19 protein-coding genes and 2 tRNA genes are annotated in these 18,311 nt (G+C 69.8%); 14 read left to right on the top strand and 7 right to left on the bottom strand.

Annotated elements, in window-relative coordinates:
• The first annotated feature begins 39 nt into the window (after positions 1-39).
• The 5 genes from RR1_RS08855 to RR1_RS08835 all read left to right on the top strand — a co-directional run bounded on the left by RR1_RS08855 (position 40) and on the right by RR1_RS08835 (position 3,916).
• The gene (locus tag RR1_RS08855) at positions 40-720 is read left to right on the top strand and encodes a pyridoxamine 5'-phosphate oxidase family protein (protein WP_040772523.1); all 681 of its coding nucleotides are present in this window, start codon (positions 40-42) and stop codon (positions 718-720) included.
• Entirely contained in the window at positions 720-1,694 is a 975-nt protein-coding gene (locus RR1_RS08850) for an iron-siderophore ABC transporter substrate-binding protein (protein ID WP_010837446.1), read from the top strand. Before RR1_RS08855 ends, RR1_RS08850 begins: the two co-directional genes overlap by 1 nt.
• Before the next feature lie 260 nt (positions 1,695-1,954).
• Complete coding sequence (gene recO / locus RR1_RS08845) at positions 1,955-2,761, top strand: DNA repair protein RecO (RefSeq protein ID WP_010837444.1); 807 nt, start codon at positions 1,955-1,957, stop codon at positions 2,759-2,761.
• Positions 2,721-3,524: an isoprenyl transferase gene (locus tag RR1_RS08840; RefSeq protein ID WP_051111091.1), complete on the top strand. Its 804-nt coding sequence runs from the start codon at positions 2,721-2,723 to the stop codon at positions 3,522-3,524. The genes recO and RR1_RS08840 overlap by 41 nt, the downstream gene beginning before the upstream one ends.
• Positions 3,521-3,916, top strand: coding sequence for a hypothetical protein (locus RR1_RS08835; RefSeq protein WP_010837442.1), 396 nt, complete (start codon positions 3,521-3,523; stop codon positions 3,914-3,916). Before RR1_RS08840 ends, RR1_RS08835 begins: the two co-directional genes overlap by 4 nt.
• Here RR1_RS08835 and RR1_RS08830 read toward each other — a convergent pair whose 3' ends face one another.
• The 3 genes from RR1_RS08830 to RR1_RS08820 are packed head-to-tail and all read right to left on the bottom strand — an operon-like array spanning position 3,917 to position 5,605.
• Positions 3,917-4,792: an alpha/beta fold hydrolase gene (locus RR1_RS08830; RefSeq protein WP_010837441.1), complete on the bottom strand. Its 876-nt coding sequence runs from the start codon at positions 4,790-4,792 to the stop codon at positions 3,917-3,919. It abuts the gene before it with no gap.
• Positions 4,793-4,844: 52 nt separating this feature from the next.
• Positions 4,845-5,270 (bottom strand): Fur family transcriptional regulator, encoded by a 426-nt coding sequence (locus RR1_RS08825; RefSeq protein ID WP_072713623.1) that lies wholly within the window; start codon positions 5,268-5,270, stop codon positions 4,845-4,847.
• Positions 5,267-5,605: an ArsR/SmtB family transcription factor gene (locus RR1_RS08820; RefSeq protein ID WP_051111232.1), complete on the bottom strand. Its 339-nt coding sequence runs from the start codon at positions 5,603-5,605 to the stop codon at positions 5,267-5,269. Before RR1_RS08820 ends, RR1_RS08825 begins: the two co-directional genes overlap by 4 nt.
• A 241-nt stretch (positions 5,606-5,846) precedes the next feature.
• Between RR1_RS08820 and RR1_RS08815 the strand changes: the two genes are divergently transcribed.
• Positions 5,847-7,238 (top strand): glycine--tRNA ligase, encoded by a 1,392-nt coding sequence (locus RR1_RS08815; RefSeq protein WP_040774023.1) that lies wholly within the window; start codon positions 5,847-5,849, stop codon positions 7,236-7,238.
• Between the two features lie 60 nt (positions 7,239-7,298).
• On the opposite strand, the gene RR1_RS23025 is transcribed toward RR1_RS08815, so the two are convergent.
• Positions 7,299-9,344: a TPM domain-containing protein gene (locus tag RR1_RS23025; protein WP_040774015.1), complete on the bottom strand. Its 2,046-nt coding sequence runs from the start codon at positions 9,342-9,344 to the stop codon at positions 7,299-7,301.
• A 125-nt stretch (positions 9,345-9,469) separates the two neighbouring features.
• On the opposite strand from RR1_RS23025, the gene RR1_RS08805 reads away from it, so the two are divergent.
• From RR1_RS08805 to dnaG, 4 genes are all read left to right on the top strand, one after another.
• The gene (locus RR1_RS08805) at positions 9,470-10,150 is read left to right on the top strand and encodes a YdcF family protein (RefSeq protein WP_051111233.1); all 681 of its coding nucleotides are present in this window, start codon (positions 9,470-9,472) and stop codon (positions 10,148-10,150) included.
• A 2-nt stretch (positions 10,151-10,152) separates the two neighbouring features.
• Entirely contained in the window at positions 10,153-11,430 is a 1,278-nt protein-coding gene (locus RR1_RS08800) for a deoxyguanosinetriphosphate triphosphohydrolase (RefSeq protein WP_040774020.1), read from the top strand.
• A 102-nt stretch (positions 11,431-11,532) separates the two neighbouring features.
• Positions 11,533-12,735, top strand: coding sequence for a lipase family protein (locus tag RR1_RS08795; RefSeq protein WP_040774009.1), 1,203 nt, complete (start codon positions 11,533-11,535; stop codon positions 12,733-12,735).
• Between the two features lie 46 nt (positions 12,736-12,781).
• Positions 12,782-14,701, top strand: a complete 1,920-nt coding sequence (gene dnaG / locus RR1_RS08790; RefSeq protein WP_010838931.1) for a DNA primase — start codon at positions 12,782-12,784, stop codon at positions 14,699-14,701.
• 6 nt (positions 14,702-14,707) lie between these two features.
• On the opposite strand, the gene RR1_RS08785 is transcribed toward dnaG, so the two are convergent.
• On the bottom strand, positions 14,708-14,968 hold the full coding sequence (locus tag RR1_RS08785; RefSeq protein WP_040774006.1) for a hypothetical protein: 261 nt from the start codon (positions 14,966-14,968) through the stop codon (positions 14,708-14,710).
• Between the two features lie 177 nt (positions 14,969-15,145).
• On the opposite strand from RR1_RS08785, the gene RR1_RS08780 reads away from it, so the two are divergent.
• Positions 15,146-15,218 (top strand) — tRNA-Asn (locus tag RR1_RS08780).
• A gap of 73 nt (positions 15,219-15,291) precedes the next feature.
• Here the strand turns inward: RR1_RS08780 and RR1_RS08775 are convergent.
• Positions 15,292-15,486 carry a hypothetical protein gene (locus RR1_RS08775; RefSeq protein WP_010838929.1) on the bottom strand — a complete coding sequence of 65 codons (195 nt, stop codon included), beginning with the start codon at positions 15,484-15,486 and terminating at the stop codon, positions 15,292-15,294.
• A gap of 202 nt (positions 15,487-15,688) precedes the next feature.
• On the opposite strand from RR1_RS08775, the gene RR1_RS08770 reads away from it, so the two are divergent.
• Complete coding sequence (locus RR1_RS08770) at positions 15,689-16,273, top strand: YdeI/OmpD-associated family protein (protein ID WP_040774003.1); 585 nt, start codon at positions 15,689-15,691, stop codon at positions 16,271-16,273.
• A 28-nt stretch (positions 16,274-16,301) separates the two neighbouring features.
• On the opposite strand, the gene lepB is transcribed toward RR1_RS08770, so the two are convergent.
• On the bottom strand, positions 16,302-16,991 hold the full coding sequence (lepB, locus tag RR1_RS08765; RefSeq protein WP_010838927.1) for a signal peptidase I: 690 nt from the start codon (positions 16,989-16,991) through the stop codon (positions 16,302-16,304).
• A 112-nt stretch (positions 16,992-17,103) separates the two neighbouring features.
• Between lepB and RR1_RS08760 the strand changes: the two genes are divergently transcribed.
• Positions 17,104-17,177 (top strand) — tRNA-Ile (locus RR1_RS08760).
• A 618-nt stretch (positions 17,178-17,795) separates the two neighbouring features.
• Positions 17,796-18,116 (top strand): hypothetical protein, encoded by a 321-nt coding sequence (locus RR1_RS08750; protein ID WP_143153776.1) that lies wholly within the window; start codon positions 17,796-17,798, stop codon positions 18,114-18,116.
• Positions 18,117-18,311: the final 195 nt, after the last annotated feature.

Below are 18,311 nucleotides of genomic sequence, written 5' to 3'. Positions count from 1 at the left end.
TACTCGATGACATACCGGTTAGTGGGCGAGGATCACCGCATGACGACCGAATCCCGCCCCGAACACGTACGCCGCCACGCCGAGCGCGCCGCCACCGACCGCGCCTCGCTCCACCGGATTCTGGACGCGCAGTGCGTCGGAACCCTCGCGACCACCTGGGACGGCGAGCCGTGGCTCGTCCCGATGCTCTATGCCCGCGTCGGCGAGCGCATCGTGGTGCACGGGTCGACCGGGGCGGGCGCGCTCGGCGCGATCGCTCGCGGTGCGCCGGCGGCGTTCTCCGTGATGGCGCTCGACGCGATCGTCGTGGCGCCGACGCTGTTCGCTTCCTCCGCGAACTACCGCTCGGCCGTCGTGCACGGCACCGCGGAGGTGCTCCGGGGTGAGCAGGCTCGCGAGGCGATCGATGCGATCTCCGACGCGATACTTCCCGGACGGTCCGGCGAGGTGCGCACCCACACGCGCAAGGAACTCGCGGGGACGACGGTGCTCGCGCTCTCGATCGATCGGTTCACTGTCAAGGTCCGGCAGGGCCCGCCCTCGGAACCCGATCCCGAGGATCGCGGTGCGTGGGCAGGGACGGTGCCGTTGCGCACGGCCGCGGCGAATCCCGTTCCCGCACCGTGGGTGAACGACGGCACGCCCGTTCCGGCGTCCGTGCGTGCGCTTGCCGGACGGGCGCACCCCATCGACAGCGCGGATGAGGTTAGCCTGCCCTGATGCGAAACTCGGTGATCGTGGCGGCGGTAGCCGCCGCAGTGATGTTCGTCGGTGCGTGCTCGTCCACGACGGACGAACCGGAACCGGCCGCCGCGAGCGAGCAGGGAGCGTTCCCCGCGACAGTCGACACGAAGTTCGGCGACGTCACGATCGAGCAGGCACCGCAGCGTGTCGTCGCGCTCGGGTGGGGCGACGCCGAGACCGCGCTCGCGCTCGGGGTGCAGCCGGTCGGCGCGAGCGACTGGCTCGACTTCGGCGGCGACGGCGTCGGTCCGTGGGCCGAAGGCCTCTACGAGACACCGCCCGAGATCATCGGGACGCTCGAACCCTCATACGAGCAGGTGGCAGCGCTCGCCCCCGATCTGATCCTCGACACCAAGAGCGCGGGCGAGCAGGCGCGCCACGACACCCTGTCCGCGATCGCGCCCACGATCTCCCTGCCCGAGGGCGCCGACAACTACAAGACGACGCCGGAGCAGCAGGTCACGATGATCGCGACGGTGCTCGGCGTCCCCGACGAGGGACGGGCACTGCTCGACGACCTCGACGCGCGTTTCGACGCCGCGCGCGAGGCGCACCCGGAGTTCGAGGGCCGGACGATCACCGTCGCGGCACTGTCGGGCGGCGGCTGGGGCGCTTACACCGCCGACACCGAACGGGTGGAGTTCATGACGCGCCTCGGGTTCGTGCCGAACCCGGCGATCGACGAACTCCCGGTGCAGAAGTTCTCGGCCCCGGTGTCCGAGGAGAACCTCGACGTGCTCGATGCCGACTTCGTCGTCGTCTTCCCGATCCAGCGGACCGCCGAGGACGCCGAGAACACCGAGCTGTTCCGGACGATCCCGGCCGTCGCCGACGGTCGCTATCTCGTGTTCGACGACCCGACGATCGCGAAGTCGTACTCGACGAACTCGGTGCTGTCGCTGCGGTCCGCGCTCGATCAGGTCGTGCCGATGGTCGCCGAACGCATCTGAGGTGGTGCTCGCGTCGGCGCGGCGGGAATGGATCTCGGACCCACTCGGTTGAGGAGAGTGACGGTGCTCGGATATCCCCCGGGCCCCACACAAGAATCGTCGCTTCGAGCGACCACTCGCCGAGAGGCGTGATGGCGAGCACCGTCACCCTGAATGCCGTCGACCATGAGGTCGGCGGCATTCGTCGTCTCCGGGCGCCCACCTCGCCGCGTTCGTCGTGACGCGGTGAGAGACTGGGGCGTCGAGCGAGGAGATGTGCTGTGAGGTTGTACCGGGATCACGCGGTGGTGCTGCGGCAGCACAAGCTGGGCGAGGCCGACCTCATCATCACGTTGCTGACCCGTCGCTACGGGCTCGTGCGGGCCGTCGCGAAAGGCGTGCGCCGCACGCGGTCGAAGTTCGGGGCGCGCGTCGAACCGTTCGCGCACATCGATCTGCAACTGCACCCGGGCCGCAGCCTCGACACCATCACGCAGGTCCAGACGGTCGACGCGTTCGCGATCGGCATCGTCGACGACTACGCCCGGTACACGAGTGCGTGTGCGGTGCTCGAGACCGCCGAACGGCTCGCGGGCGAGGAGCGCGCACCCGCGCCCGATCTGTATCGCCTCGCGGTCGGGGCGCTCGGCTCGATCTCCGAGAGCCGACGCGAACCCGAACTCGTCCTCGACGCCTTCCTGCTGCGGGCGATGGGCTTCGCGGGCTGGGCGCCCGCGATCACCGACTGCGCCCGCTGCGGTACGCCGGGCCCGCACTCGGCGTTCCACGTCGCGGCCGGTGGATCGGTGTGCGCGGTGTGCCGTCCGCCCGGCGCCGTCCGGCCGGATCCCGCCGTCCTCACGCTCATGGACGCCTACGTCCGGGGCGACTGGGCGGTCGTCGAGACCATCCCTGCGCAGCGGCGACGGCAGGCGAGCGGCCTCGTCGCCGCCCACCTGCAGTGGCATCTCGAACGGCAGTTGCGGACGCTGCCGCTCATCGAACGCTCCCGCCCGCATGACGGAATCGACGGCGCCTTCGGGCAGGATGGTGCACGTGATTCGACGCAGCACACCCCGCAGCTCTGAGGCGAGCGTCCGTCCGCCGGACCCGCACCCCTCGGGCGCGCGGCCGCCGCAGTTGCCCGCCGAGTTCGTCCCCCGGCACGTCGCGCTCGTGATGGACGGCAACGGCCGCTGGGCGCAGGAGCGCGGGCTGCCGCGCACGGCAGGGCACGAGCGCGGCGAGGCCGTCCTCATGGACACGGTGTGCGGCTGCATCGAGATCGGCGTGCAGTGGCTCTCGGCGTACGCGTTCTCGACCGAGAACTGGAAGCGGAGCCCCGACGAGGTGCGTTTCCTCATGGGCTTCAACCGCGACGTCATCCGTCGCCGGCGCGACGAGATGAACGAGATGGGCGTGCGCGTTCGGTGGGCGGGCCGCCGTCCGCGGCTGTGGAAGTCGGTGATCAAGGAACTCGAGATCGCCGAGGAGCTCACCCAGGACAACACCGTCATGACGCTGACGATGTGCGTCAACTACGGCGGTCGCGCCGAGATCGCCGACGCCGCCCGCGAGATCGCTCGCCGCGTCGCGTCCGGGCGGATCGACCCGGAGAAGGTCGACGAGGACACCGTCGCGAAGTATCTCGACGAACCCGACATGCCCGACGTCGACCTGTTCCTGCGGCCGTCGGGGGAGGAGCGGATCTCCAACTTCCTGCTGTGGCAGGTCGCCTACGCGGAGATGGTGTTTCAGGAGAAGCTGTTTCCCGACTTCGACCGCCGCGACCTGTGGGACGCATGCGTCGAGTACGCCAAACGTGATCGCCGATTCGGAGGTGTGCGATGAGCGACGCCGCGCAGACGCTGCTCGCCCGGACCGAGGCAGCGCTCGCGCCGCTCGGTGCGGTGGAGCGGGCCGACGACGGCTCGCTGCGGTTCGAGTACTCGGGCGCACTGTGCTCGGTGAGCGCGATGACACTCACCGACGGACTCGACGTCCTCGCGCTCACGTGCGTCCTCGCGTGGGACGTCCCGGCGTCCGACGCCGTCCCGCAGCGGATCGCGACGCTCAACGCCGACATCCAGTTCGGGACGGTGCTGGCCGTCGATCGCGGCGAGACCGTCGACGTGATCCTGCGCTACACCTTCCCCGCGGGGGGCCTCGACGACACCGCGCTCACCACGATGGTGCTGCTCGTGCTCTCGGCGACGGCGGACGCGCGCGAGACGCTCGCGTAGTCACGCCGACTCGGCGAGGAACTCCCGCACACGCGGGACGACGTCGTCCAGATGCGTCTCGAGCAGCCAGTGCCCGCCGTCGGGGACGAGGTGCAGCAGCGCGTCCGGCAGATCGCGCAGGTACGCGCGCGCCGACTCCTCGGGCATGTAGCCGTCCTGTGGTCCCCACACGATCAGCGTGGGCGGGGTGTGCTCGCGCAGATAGCGCTGCTGCAGCGCGAACCGGTCGAGCGTGCTCGCCTGGTTCTCGATCAGCTCGAGAATCCTCGCGCGCCGCACCGGCGTGTCCATGAGCGTCCAGTGCAGCGTCCACAGGTCGGGCGGCACGCGCCGCGCGACCGTCTCGTCCACCTCGCCGACGAACTCGTCGCGGAACCCGTCCTGCGAGATGTTCGTCGCGATCTCGGCGCGCGCGGCATCGGTCGGATTCTCCCAGAACTGTTTCAGCGGAGCATATTTCGGACCGTGCACGTCCTCGTAGATGTCGCCGTTCTGGACGATCAGCGCCGTCACCCGCTCGGGAGCGCTCATCGCGAGTTCGAGCCCGATCTGCGAGCCGTAGTCGTGCAACCAGAGCGCGTACCGGTCGAGCCCGAACTCGTCGGCGAACCGCCCGAGCCACGTCGCGTAATCCGCGAAGGTCGACGGGAAATCGGGATCGGCGCTGTAGCCGAAACCGGGAAGATCCGGCGCGACGGTGCGCCACCGATCCGCGAGCGCCGGCATCAGATCACGGAACTCGTACGACGAGCACGGGTAGCCGTGGGGGAGCAGCAGGACGGGTGCGTCCGGCGGGCCCGCGGTGCGGACGAACGTGTCGACGCCCGCGATAGGCAGCATCCGATGCTCGACGCGGCGTGAAGTCGGCGTGCTCACCGTTCGATCGAACCGCGGTCACCGTCGTCGTGTGAAGGTTTTCCCGGAACGCTCAGTCGGACGCGGCGCCGCAGTCGCGGCACGTCCCGAAGATCTCGATCGTGTGGGTGACGTCGCCGAAGCCGTGCTCGGCGGCCACGCGGTCGGCCCAGCGCTCGACCGTGGGGCCCTCGACCTCCACCGTGTAGCCGCAGCGGCGGCACACGAGATGATGGTGATGCCCCGACGAGCAACGCCGATACACGGCCTCGCCGGTGTCGGTGCGCAGCACGTCGACGGTGCCCGAATCGGCCAGGCTCTGCAGAGTGCGGTAGACCGTCGTGAGGCCGATTCCCTCGCCGCGGCGGCGCAATTCGTCGTGCAGATCCTGGGCCGAGCGGAACTCGTCCACGTCGTCGAGCAGTGCCGAGATCGCACTGCGTTGTCTGGTCGAGCGCACACCCACTGCCGGGGTCGTGCGGGCCGAACTGGGCGTCACGAGCGTCCTTCCTGTGCGTGGGCGACGGCATCGACGACGATATGGGAGAGGTGATCGTCAACCAAGCGGTACATGACCTCGCGGCCGGATCGTTCGCCGTGGACGACGCCCGCCGCCTTGAGCACCCGCAGGTGCTGGCTGATGAGGGGTTGCGTCACGCCGAGCGAGCCGACGAGTTCGTGGACGCAGCGATCGCCCTCGAGAAGTTGGAGCACGATCGCGATCCGTACCGGCGCGGCGAGGGCGCGGAGCAGATCGCCGGCCGCGACGAGCGCCTCGCGATCCACCGGCGAGCCCGCCGTGTCCGGCACGGACGCTGGGTGGGGGGCACTCACGGTCGGTCCCTTCCGTCTGGAGCGTGCCGGTCGCGCGGGTTCGTCGCGCGCCTGCCTCGCTTAATGCAAATCGTTTCCATTGTTGTATGCGCGACGACGCATGTCAAACGCGTGCGCTCGCCGCGACTTGGGGTCGGCCGGGGGGTGGCAGATAGGCTGGAGTCGGTCCTCGGGCAGTTCGAGGACCGACGTATCGCGCACGAGCACCGTGCATCTACTCACCCAGATGGAGAGCACCCGAGTGGCACCCAAGTCGAAGATCGATTCCGTCGTCAACCTCGCGAAGCGTCGCGGGCTGGTCTACCCGTGCGGCGAGATCTACGGAGGTACGAAGTCCGCCTGGGACTACGGGCCACTCGGTGTCGAGCTCAAGGACAACATCAAGAAGCAGTGGTGGCGGAACATGGTCACCAGCCGCGACGACGTCGTCGGCCTCGACTCGTCGGTGATCCTGCCGCGCGAGGTGTGGGTGGCGTCCGGGCACGTCGGCGTCTTCAACGACCCGCTCGTCGAGTGCTTGCACTGTCATCACCGGTTCCGCCAGGACCACATGCAGGAGGCATACGCCGCCAAGAAGGGGCTCGACGACCCGGATGCGGTCACGATGGACCTCATCACGTGCTCCAACTGCGGCACCACCGGTCAGTGGACCGAGCCGCGCGACTTCAACATGATGCTCAAGACCTTCCTCGGTCCCGTCGAGAGCGAGGAGGGGCTGCACTACCTGCGTCCCGAGACCGCGCAGGGCATCTTCGTCAACTTCGCGAACGTCCTCACGACGGCGCGCAAGAAGCCGCCGTTCGGCATCGGCCAGATCGGCAAGAGCTTCCGCAACGAGATCACGCCCGGCAACTTCATCTTCCGCACCCGCGAGTTCGAGCAGATGGAGATGGAGTTCTTCGTCAAGCCCGGCGAGGACGAGAAGTGGCACCAGTACTGGATCGACTACCGGATGGACTGGTACACGGGCCTGGGCATCACGCCCGAGAACCTGCGGCTGTTCGAGCACCCCGCCGAGAAGCTCTCGCACTACTCCAAGCGCACCGTCGACATCGAGTACCGCTTCGAGTTCCAGGGCAGCGAGTGGGGCGAGCTCGAGGGCGTCGCGAACCGGACCGACTTCGACCTCTCGACGCACTCGAAGCACTCGGGCGTCGAGCTGAACTACTTCGATCAGACGACCGGTGAGCGCTACACGCCGTACGTCATCGAGCCCGCTGCGGGCCTGACGCGTTCGCTCATGGCGTTCCTCGTCGACTCGTACCACGAGGACGAGGCACCCAACGCGAAGGGCGGCGTCGACAAGCGCACCGTGCTGCGGCTCGATCGTCGTCTCGCGCCCGTCAAGGCCGCGGTGCTGCCGCTCTCGCGCAACGCCGATCTGTCGCCGAAGGCGCGCGACCTCGCGCAGCAGCTGCGGCAGAACTGGAACATCGAGTTCGACGACGCGGGGGCGATCGGCCGCCGTTACCGCCGTCAGGACGAGATCGGTACGCCGTTCTGCATCACGGTCGACTTCGACACGCTCGAGGACCAGGCCGTCACGGTGCGTGAACGCGACACGATGTCGCAGGAGCGCATCGCGCTCGACAAGGTCGAGGGCTACCTCGCCCAGCACCTGGTAGGCGCGTAGCGCTTGTGCGTGAGTTTCCGGCCTGGGGGCCGGAAACTCACGCACAAGCGGCGGAGCCGCCTAGAAGCGGCCGCCGCCGCCGACGCGGCCCGAGCTGCCGGATCCGCCGAACGAGCGCGGGCCGCCCCCGCCGAAGCCGCCACCACCGCCACCGCGCAGGATGCTGCCGATCACGATGCCGCCCAGTACCGCGCCCGCGTTGGAGCCGCCGCCACGGTGATGTCCGCTCGTGGGCGGGCGGTTGCGGCGGTTCCACTCGGCGACATCCGCCTGCGCCTCCATCAGTGCCCGGTGGCCGAGCGAGATCGCGGACTGTGCGTGCTGGAGGGACGTCGCCGGATCGGACTCGCGCGCCGCCTTCGCGGCATCCAGGTGACGCTGTGCCTCGGTGAGCCGGGTCCGGGGATTCGGGCCCACCGCACCGCGCCGCGTCGAGATGAAGTCGGCGGCAGCCGTCACCTGCGACTCGGCGGTGAGCAGGTCGTGATCGAGCCGCTTACGCGCTTGCTCGGCGCGCTCGGACGCCTGCTCCACCTGCTCGAGTGCGGCGTCGAGCGCGGCATCCGCCTCGGCGACGCGGCGCGCGCTCGTCAGCGGATCGGACTCCTTGTTCGCCTCGGCGTAGGCCAGTGCGTCCTCGGCCTCGCGGCGCGCGGTGGTGAGGGCGGCGGCACCCTGCCCGCCGACGCCGGGCCGGCCGTCGAACGTCCCGGCTGCGGTGACGCCCTGCTGCAGATCGTCCATCGCGTCGGGCAGCGTCCCGATCGCTCGGCGAATGTCGTTCTGCGCGTGATCCACCGCGTCGAGCAGTGAATCGGCCTGGGTCAGCGCGCTCTCGGCGGCCCGGATGGCAACGACGGCCGCGCCCTGCTGCCCGACACGCTGCGCGACGGCCTCGCGCGCCTGCTCCACCGACTCCTCGGCGAACTCCAGGCGCCCGCGGGCGAGGTCGACATTGTCGTCGATCGAGCTGAGCACGTCACCGGGGAACTCCGTCCGCAGCCGGGTCAGCGTCGCCTCCGACTCCGGCAACCGCGCGCTCACCGCGACGACGCGCTGCGTGAGCGTCTCGATGTGCTCGTCGGCGGTGATGAGGAGATTGCGCATCGCGTCCCACTTGTCGACCTTCTCGTCGAGTTCGCGGTCGGCACGGCCGCACGACGAGATGATCTCGATGAGCATCTCGCGCCGCTGCTGGGGCGTCTCGGGGATCGCGTCGTCGAGCCGTTGCCGCAGCTCGAACGCGGCGCCGAGCGTGCGGCGCGCCTTCGCGAGAGCGGCGGCGAACTGCGCGGTCGCGTCGTCACCGAACTCCCCGCGGGCGATGTCGAGTTCGTCGGCGCTCGCCCGCACCGCCTCGTCGGCCTCGACGAGCGACTCGCGGGCACGTTCGTCGAGCGCGGGCAACGGCAGCGTCGCGAGCGTCGCGGTGTCCTCGGGGTCGACGGTGCGGGCGGCCTCCACCTGCTTCTGATCCAGCCGCGTCTTGCGGCGCCGCGAGTACAGGGTGAAGCCACCGATCGCGGCGACGCCGACACCGACGCCCACGACCATCGTCCCGACGGACATGCCGCCCCCGCCTCCACCGGCGGCGTCGGCGACGCCACCCGCCGCCGCGATCGCGCCACCGGCCCAGTCGCCGGCACCCAGCGCGGGTTCGATCGCGTCGTGACGGATCTCGTCGGCGTCCGCCTGGCCGATCCCGCCGGTGCTCGGCGTCGTGAAGTAGTACGCGCGGTCCATCGTCGCGACGGCGAGCAGGCCGTCACGGGTCTCGTCGAGGGAGGACTGCGCGTAGGTCTGGTTGCCCCAGGTCTCCGCCGGAACCCCGTCGAAGTCGGTGACGTACACGACCCACATCCGCACGCCGTGCTCGTCGAAGAGCTGATCGAACGCGGCCTGCACGTCCGCCGTCTGGCCGGCGTCGAGCGCACCCGCGAGATCGGTGATCTGGCCGGGCAGCCGCTGCGGTTGTTCGGCGACGGCGGCAGCAGGCGCCCAGAGCGCCGCGCACAGCGCGAACAGCACCACCGCGAGCGCGCGCACCCCCCGTCCGCTCACGGTCCTGCGTACGGTCACGGTCCCTGGTCTCGCGTGCGGCCCCATGCCGACGAATCTATCGTGCGCCGTCCGGTGGTGCCCCCGCCGAGTCGAGGGCGGCCGGGGCGAGTCGAGCGCGGTGCGGATCGGTCGCTGCTGGCAGAATCGAGCGGGTGAGTTCCACGAGTGTGCTGGGCGACCCCGCACGACCGCAGCCCGCACGTCCCGTGCGGAGCGGTTTCGTCGCGGGTGTCGGACGTTGGACGCGGCGGTTGATCGTCGGCACGATCCTCGTCGGCCTCGCCGTCGGGCTCGGGACCGCGGTGCGGGTGTGGCAGGTCGCGCGGATCGACGACCGCACGAGTGCCGACGCCATCGTCGTGCTCGGCGCGGCGCAGTACTCGGGCACGCCGTCGTCGGTCTTCGAGGCGCGCCTCGAGCAGGCCCGCAAGCTGTACGAGGAGGGGGTCGCCCCGCGCATCGTCACGGTCGGCGGCAAGCAGGAGGGCGATCTCTTCACCGAGGCCGCGTCCGGCAAGGCGTATCTCACGGACCAGGGGGTCCCGGCAGACGCGATCGTCCCCGTCGAGGAGGGCTCGGACACGCTGCGCAGCATCGAGTCGGTCGCCGACACGATGGAGGGCGCCGGCTGGCACTCCGCCGTGCTCGTCAGCGATCCGTGGCATTCGCTGCGCACCCGCACCATGGCGCGCGACGCCGGTCTCGACGCGTGGACGTCGCCGACGCGGCAGGGGCCGGCCGTCTTCACCCGTGAGTCGCAGTTCCACGGCATCACCCGCGAGACCGGTGCGCTGCTGTGGTATCAGCTCACCCACTTCTCGGCCGACTTCCCGTACACCGCGGGGCAGTGACGATGCGCGCCGAGTACTCGCCGCACGACTGCGCGCGCCGCGTCACCGAATCGCCGAAACGCGCTGCGCTGCCGGGGACGTCGGAGGACGGCGACGAGCGGCGCAGCGTCTTCTCACGCGACCGCGCCCGGGTGCTGCACTCGGCCGCGCTGCGCAGGCTCGCCGACAAGACCCAGGTCGTCGGTCCGCGCGACGGCGACACCCCGCGCACCCGGCTGACCCATTCGATCGAGGTCGCACAGATCGGTCGCGGTATCGCCGACGGGCTCGGCTGCGATCCGGATCTCGTCGACCTCGCGGGCCTCGCCCACGACATCGGGCACCCGCCCTACGGCCACAACGGCGAACGCGCGCTCGACGAGGTCGCGGCGTCGTGCGGGGGATTCGAGGGCAATGCGCAGAATCTGCGGATCCTCACGCGCCTCGAACCGAAGGTCGTCGACGCCGACGGGCGCAGCGTGGGGCTCAATCTCGCACGGGCCTCGCTCGACGCCGCGACGAAGTACCCGTGGACGCGGCCCGAGCCGGGCGCGAAGTTCGGCGCCTACGACGACGACGCCGGCGTCCTCGCGTGGATTCGCGACGGCGCGCCCGACCGCGTCCGGTGCCTCGAGGCGCAGGTCATGGACTGGGCGGACGACGTCGCGTATTCGGTCCACGATCTCGAAGACGGCGTGATCGCGGGCCGGATCGACCTGCGTTCGCTCGACGCGCCGACCGAACGGCGCGCGCTCGCGGAACGGGGCGCGGCCGAGTTCCGCGGTCTGGACGAGGACGAACTCGTCGACGCCGCGACTCGGCTGTCGCAGCTACCGGTCGTTGCCGATGTCGGCCACTACGACGGCACGCTCACGAGTTCGGTTGCGCTCAAACGACTCACGAGCGAACTCGTCGGGCGGTTCGCGACGGCCGCGATCGCGGGAACGCGGCGACGGTTCGGCACGTCGCCGTTGCGCCGGTACGACGCCGAACTCGACGTCCCCGCTGCCGTTGCCGCCGAGGTGGCGCTGCTCAAGACGGTCGCGCTGTACTACGTGATGTCCGATCCCGGGCATCGGGCGCGGCAGCTACGGCAGCGCGAACGAATCCATCGCGTCGCTCAGTGGCTGCTCGCGACGGCGCCGTCGGGTCTCGACCCACTCGTGTTGCCCGCGTGGGAATCCGCGACGTCGGACGCCGAGCGGTCGCGCGTCGTCGTCGATCAGATCGCGTCCTACACCGAGAGCCGACTCGAGCGCATCGACAAGGCGAGCCTCGGCGCGCAGGCCGGGTGGGGTTAGCCGGGACTGCACCGAGTTCTGTCTCATTCCCCGGTGCTGCGAGAACCCCTGGGTGACAATCGTGCGGTCGACCGGATGCCCGACCTTCCGCCGAGGAGCCCCATGAGACCGAGCACGCGATCGCTTCGTGCGTCACGAGCCCGATTCGCCGTCGCCGCAGCGGCGCTCGCCGCCGCCGCGTTGCTCACGGTGCCCACCGCCTCGGCGGCGCCCGTGCAGCCCGTTGCCGACGGCGATCCGTTCTACTACGGCGGCGCGGAGTCCTCGACGCCCGACGGCGCCGTGCTGGGGGTCAGGCCGGTCGCGGCGCCCGCGTTCCCGGGTGCGAGTGCATGGCAGGTGCGGTACAAGTCGACCGATTCGGCGGGCGCGCCGATCGCCGCGATGACGACGGTGCTCACTCCGCCCGGTGGCGGCGCGAAGCCGCTCGTGTCGTATCAGCCGTTCGTCAACTCGCTCGGGATGCAGTGCGCTCCATCGCATTCGGTTGCGACAGGTGGCCTGCAGGAGACGCCGCTGCTCGCGGGAATGCTCGCGCGCGGCTGGGCCGTCGCGGTGCCCGATCACCTCGGCCCGACGAGCGCGTACGGCGCGGCGCAGCTCGGTGGCAGACTCGTTCTCGACGGAATCCGTGCTGTGCGCGACGTTCCCGAGGCCGCGGCCGGCGGACCCGTCGCGATGGCGGGATACTCGGGCGGCGCGATGGCGACGGCGTGGGCCGCGTCGCTCGCCCCCGAACACGCACCGGACCTGCCGCTCGTCGGCGCGGCGGTCGGCGGAACGCCCGTCGACCTCGGTGAGCTCGCCGACCGCCTCGGCGGCACGCCGTCGCCCGCATTCGGCCTCGGATTCGCCGCCGCGATCGGGCTCGAACGCGAGTACCCGACCCGGAGCCCGCTCGGCGACGTTCTCAACCCGGACGGACTCGCACTGCGTGACCGGATGGCGAACCTGTGCACCGACGACATCCTCGCCGCAGGGTCCGGCCGCAGTATCGACGAGCTGACGACGAGGCCCGGCATCTTCGACGATCCGGAGGTTCGGAGCGTCATGAACGAGAACAGTGTGACGTTCGCGCCGCCGCCCCGGATCCCGCTGTACGTGTGGCACGGCGATGCGGACCCGCTCGTGACGATCGGGCCCGTCCGCGACGCCGTGGGGAAGTTCTGCGCGGGCGGGACGCCGGTGAGATTCGACTCCTTCCCCGGAGCCGATCACGGGACCGCGATCGTCGCGGGCGGCCCGGCGGCGTTCGGCTACCTCGGCGACCGGATCGCGGGCGTCCCGGCGCCCTCCACCTGCTGAGCGCGACCCGGGGTCGGCATCGCCGCATGCGACGTACACTGTCCGGGTGGCAGGCAGAATCCCCGATCGAGACATCGCGGCGATTCGTGAGCGCACCCGGATAGAAGACGTCGTCGGCGAGTACGTGGCGCTCAAGCGCGCCGGGGCCGACTCGATGAAGGGGCTGTGCCCGTTCCACGACGAGAAGTCGCCGTCGTTCCACGTCCGCCCCAATCACGGCCACTTCCACTGCTTCGGCTGCGGCGAGGGCGGCGACGTCTACGCCTTCCTGCAGAAGATCGACCACATCGGGTTCGTCGAGGCCGTCGAGCAGATGGCCGAGCGGATCGGCTACTCCATCAGCTACGAAGGTGGCGGGGGAGCGGCCGTCAGGAAGGACCGCGGGACGCGGGCCAGGCTGGTCGCCGCCAATGCCGCAGCGCAGGAGTTCTACGCCGAGCGGCTGCGTTCGCCCGAGGCGCAGGCCGCGCGCGACTACCTCACCGAACGCAACTTCGACGAGGCCGCGTGGCAGATGTTCGGCTGCGGCTACGCGCCGGGCGGCTGGGACACCCTCACCAAGCATCTGCGTGGCCGCGGCTTCGAGGAGAAGGAACTGATAGCTGCCGGGCTGTCCAAGGAGGGCAGGCGCGGGCCGATCGACCGGTTCCATCGCAGGTTGCTGTGGCCGATCCGCAACCTGGCGGGCGACGTCATCGGGTTCGGGGCGCGGCGGATCCACGACGACGATCAGATGAGCGCCAAGTACCTCAACACTCCGGAGACGATCCTCTACCGCAAGTCGGAGGTGCTGTTCGGGCTCGACCTCGCCAAGCGTGAGATCGCGAAGGGGCATCAGGCCGTCGTCGTCGAGGGCTACACCGACGTCATGGCGATGCATCTCGCCGGCGTGCGCACCGCCGTCGCGTCGTGCGGCACGGCGTTCGGCGACGAGCATCTGTCGATGCTGCGACGACTCCTCATGGACGACAGCTACTTTCGTGGCGAGATCATCTACACCTTCGACGGCGACGCCGCCGGTCAGGCCGCAGCGATGAAGGCCTTCGACGGCGATCAGAAGATCGCGGGCAAGTCGTTCGTCTGCATCGCGCCCGACGGAATGGACCCGTGCGAGCTGCGGCAGGACCAGGGCGACGCCGCCGTGCGCGATCTCGTCGCGCGTCGGATTCCCATGTTCCAGTTCGTCGTGAAAGCGATTCTCGCGGAACATGATCTGGAGACGGCCGAGGGCAGGGCCGAGGCGCTGCGTCGTGCGGTGCCCGTCGTCGCGCGGATCAAGGAGTCGACGCTGCGCGACAACTACGCCGTGCAACTCGCCGAGCGAGTCGGCTGGAACAACATCGGGCAGGTGCGCACCCGTGTGCGCGAAGAGGCACGTCGCGCCGCGCGAACGCCCGTCGAGATCGCACCCAAGCGTCGCGGCGGCGAGGGCGAGGAGGCGGAGCGCCCGGTCGGCCTCGCCCGGCCACGTCCGCGCGATCCGGTGCTGTGGCCGCAGCGCGAGGCGCTCAAGTCGGCGTTGCAGTATCCCGCGATCGCGGGGACGGTGTTCGATTCGCTGCCGCCGGAGACGTTCACGCATCCCGCGTACGCGGCCATCCGCGGCGCGATGAGCGAGGCGGGCGGCGCGAGTTGCGGGCTCGGCGGCGGAGAGTGGGTCGACGCCGTCGGGCGCACGCTGACCGATCCGACGGCGCAGTCGCTCGTCTCCGAACTCGCCGTGGAGGAGATCCCGGCGGACGAGGACAGGATCCCGCGGTACATCACCGGCGTGATCGCGCGGCTGCAGGAGGTGTGGGTCGGGGAGCAGGTCGCCGACCTCAAATCCCGCCTGCAGCGCGTCTCGCCCGCGACCGAATCCGACGAGTTCCATTCGCTGCTCGGCGACCTCGTCGCTCTCGAGCAGTACCGGCGCAGCCTGCTCGATCAGGCGATCGGCGACACGCAGGGCGGCCTCGCGGGTTAGTCGGCGCTAGCCGCGTCCCCGCCGTTTGCGCAGCTGATCCTGCGGAACCATGATCGTCGTCTGCTCGTCGACCGGCTTCAGCGGTTCGAGCTTCGGGCGCGGATCGAGCGACTCCGAGAGCTTCGCGCGCGAGATCTCCACGACCTTCTTGGTGGCCGGACTCGTCGCGATCGCCTTCGCCCCGCGGGAGATCTGCTCGTAGCGGGCGCGCCCGGCGCGGGTCCCCAGCACGTACCCCGCGGCGACACCGATCAACAACCGCATCATGTGTTCACCCTCCGCTGTCGTCGCACTCTCCGAACGAGCGTGCCCGTCCATCCTGCCTGATTCCGTGCGCCCTGTCCGACTCGCCCCGGCGCTGCGTCGACCAGCGGATTTGGTGAAGGGGTGGGGCTATGCGCTACAGTTTTTCAGGCGCCGCCGAGAGGTGAGCGTGCGGAGCATTCCCCTGTAGCTCAATTGGCAGAGCTTCCGACTGTTAATCGGACGGTTGCTGGTTCGAGTCCAGCCGGGGGAGCGCAACAGAAGCCCTGGAACAGCGGAAACGCGGTCCGGGGCTTCTGTCGTTTCACGACGACTCCAACTTTTTGTCACGGATTGTCACGGCCGGCGGGTTCGCCGTGGTCGCGGTTCTGTCGAGCGGCCGCCGTGCGGTCGTACACGATGAAAGCGATGATTCCGCACCACACCAGCCACAACGGCCAGGGAGCGTGCAGTGACCACAGCACGGCACCGGTGGCCGCAGTGCCGGCGATGTCGTAGTTCTCTCGCATGAAGTCGGGCATGTCCGTCCTGTCGTCCGTTCGTGTGCCGTGAGTCGGTGGAGGGCCGACCGGGCGGGTAGCCGGGTGAGCATCCGCGCCGACCGTCGACTCCGGCGTAAGGGGGATTCTGGCGTAAGGGTCCGACGCACGGACCGAGACGGACACAGCGAGGATGGCCGCAGTATCTCCTCGCGCTGTCGGTGGCGGGGAGTACAACGAGCACATGGCTGGTGACGATGTCGATCCACTCGTCCTCGCGGACACGGTCGCGTGGCGGGCATGGTTGGACCTGAACGAGGAGACGTCGGACGGCGTGTGGTTGATGCTCGCGAAGAAGGGGACGATCTCGCCCACCTCGCTGTCGTACGCCGAGGCGCTCGATGAGGCGCTGTGCAGCGGATGGATCGACGGGCAGCGAAAATCGCTCGACGCCACGACCTTCCGGCAGCGCTTCACCCCACGGCGTGCACGGTCGATCTGGTCACAGCGCAACGTCGAGTACACGGCACGGTTGTTCGCGGAAGACCGGATGCGACCGCGCGGGCACGCGGAGATCGACGCCGCGAAGGCGGACGGCCGCTGGGAGCGCGCCTACGCCGGTCCCAGCGGAGCCGAGGTGCCACCCGATCTCGCTGCAGCGCTCGATGCCGACACCGCCGCCGCGGAGCTGTTCGCGACCCTCGACTCCCGCAACAGGTACGCCGTGCTGCACCGCGTCCTCACCGCGCCGAACGAGACCGTCAGGGCGCGCCGCCTCGCGAAACTCGTCGCGATGCTGTCGCGAGGCGAGACGCCGCATCCCCGGTGACGCGGTGGTCAGTCGGGTGACGCGGTGGTCAGTCGATCGGGCCGGCGCGGTTGATCGGCCAGAACACCGCGACCGCGCGGCCCCGCACGTCGTCGACGGACACCGTCCCGTTGGTCTCGTCGCCGACGTAGAAGCGCGAGTCCTTCGAGTTGCTGCGGTTGTCGCCCATCATCCAGAGGTGCCCGTCGGGGACGGTGATCGGGCCGAACGCGCGTCCCACCGGGTACGACGCGTTCTCGCCGCCCGGATTCCACGGGAAGTCGTGGACGACGTACGGCTCGTCCAGGGCGAGGCCGTCGACCGTCACACGGCCCTGGACGTCACAGCACGCCACGGTCTGACCGCCTGTGGCGACGACCCGCTTGACGAGGTTGTTCTCGTCGGGCGGCGCGAGACCGACCGTGGCAGCGGCGTTCTCGAGCGCCCTCCGCACCGCGTTGTCGGAGCGAATCGACTGATACCCCTCGTTCCACGACGGCGGTCCCCGGAACACCACGACGTCACCGATCCGCGGTTCGCGTACGTAGTAGGTGAGCTTCTCGGCGATGATGCGGTCGTTGGTGCAGCCGGGGCAGCCGTGGAGCGTCGGTTCCATCGACTCCGACGGGATGACGTAGGGCCGGGCGACGAAGGTCTGCAGCACGAAGGCGAGCAGTACGACGACGACGAGCGTCACCACGATCTCGAGCAGGGAACGGGATGCACTCCGACGGGCCATGGCTTCGAGACTAGCGATCGTCGGTGCACGCGCGTGCCGTTGTCGAGGGGCCGTCCCCTGTTCGTTGCACGGTCGCGCTCGGCTAGCATGTGCGTGCCGGTTTCTCGGCCAGGGGGCGGTAGCTCAGTCGGTTAGAGCCGCGGACTCATAATCCGTAGGTCGCGGGTTCGAGCCCCGCCCGCCCCACGTCATAGCCTGTTTTCGCAGACGCGAGATCAGGCATCCATCGTTTATGGCGCGATCCAGGAGTGCAGCGACCTCGGAGTGCTGCCGGCCGCGGGTCATGTACCGGTCCTGCGTCATCGACACGTGCTGGTGTCCGAGGTGGCCGGCGCCGATCCGTGCAGACAGACCCTCGTCGTCGATGAGGGTGGCGACCGTCTTTCGGAACGAGTGCGTCCTCGTGTCGCTGACGCCGAGCTCGTCGCGCACGGGCCGCCACAGCTCGAAGTTGTTGGGGTCACGCAGCGTTCCTGCGGTCGACGAGAACACGACGCCGAGCGTCCCGATCTGTGGCTCGTCGGCCCGCCGCTTCAGCATGTCCGGGGCGAACCGGGGAGAGGGATCATTCGCCGGCCGGCCTCGGTTTTCGTGGCGTCGACCCTCACGAGGCCGACGCCGTTGACCCGCGGGACCTTTCCTATCACGCCACGACACCGTTCGTGTCGTCGATATCGACCCAGCGGACGCCGAGCAGCTGGGAGCGGCGCGCGACCAAGGCCTGTCACGCTGAGGCGTCGGTACCGCGTCCGGGTTTTGTCGCCCCGCCAACGTTCGCCACGGCTGGCGCCGGGCCTCGCAGCCGTGGAGAAGACCCCCACGGGTCGTGGCGCGGTTCGTCCCGGCACGCTTTGCCGATCGCTCGATAGCATTCCGATGCCGGGAAGCTATCGAGATACGATCGCCGCTGTGTACTACTGGCTGAATCACGAGTCGAGCCCCGCGCTCGTGATTCGTGCTGCCAGCGACCCGCGTGAGAACTTCGATGTCGTACCCGAGTTCTGGCACTCCGGCGAACGTCGCTGGATCGCCGACGAGAATCTTGCCGACGAGATGTTCTGGAATCCGAACATCCGTCAGGCTCCGCACCGCAAGGTCGAGAAGCTGATTCAACCTGCCGTGTAGGGCCATTCTCGGGTCCTGCTGGGGCCTCTCGACCGTGGTCGTTGATGCCAGCCCTCACGCTCGAGCGCAGGGGAGTTGCTGCAAGCACCCATCCGGGTCGACTCTCCTCAGGAATGCCCGTGCGTGGGGGATCGTCACCACGCTCCCGACTGCCGTTGGGGGCCCGAATCCGCCGCCTATTCGACGAATGCGATC

Source organism: Rhodococcus rhodnii NBRC 100604, from assembly GCF_001894925.1.
Lineage (GTDB): Bacteria > Actinomycetota > Actinomycetes > Mycobacteriales > Mycobacteriaceae > Rhodococcus_F > Rhodococcus_F rhodnii.
The sequence above is the reverse complement of the archived record's forward strand: the minus strand, read 5'-3'. Positions and strand labels throughout refer to the sequence as shown.